The organism is Apilactobacillus ozensis DSM 23829 = JCM 17196, assembly GCF_001435995.1.
Classification (GTDB): Bacteria; Bacillota; Bacilli; order Lactobacillales; family Lactobacillaceae; genus Apilactobacillus; species Apilactobacillus ozensis.
The window spans coordinates 1-280 of the sequence record NZ_AYYQ01000015.1; the positions used below are offsets into that span (position 1 = coordinate 1).

The 280-nt window shown below is 35.4% G+C and carries 1 protein-coding gene; it reads right to left on the bottom strand.

Features of this window, described 5'->3' with window-relative positions:
* A partial coding sequence (locus tag FD06_RS07645) for a hypothetical protein (RefSeq protein ID WP_162256001.1) occupies positions 1-280 on the bottom strand: 280 nt, incomplete at both ends.

Below are 280 nucleotides of genomic sequence, written 5' to 3' on the forward strand. Positions count from 1 at the left end.
ACGTGCAACTACTGATTCATAATTTTTTCTAGCATTTTCTTCTTTTGTCTTCAAATCAGATAAAGCCGATGCATCTTTATTATTTTTAACTGCTTTTTTTGCTTCAGTTAATGCATGTTTAGCAGTTAAGACTGGATCATTTTCTCTTTGTTCGTGCATCTTATTACGGTCAGCAATATGTGCTTGCTTTGCGGATGCATCTGCAAGATTAGCTTGATGTTGTGCATTGTATGCATTTACTTTGGCAACGTTAGTGGGATGTTGTGCATTATATGCATCA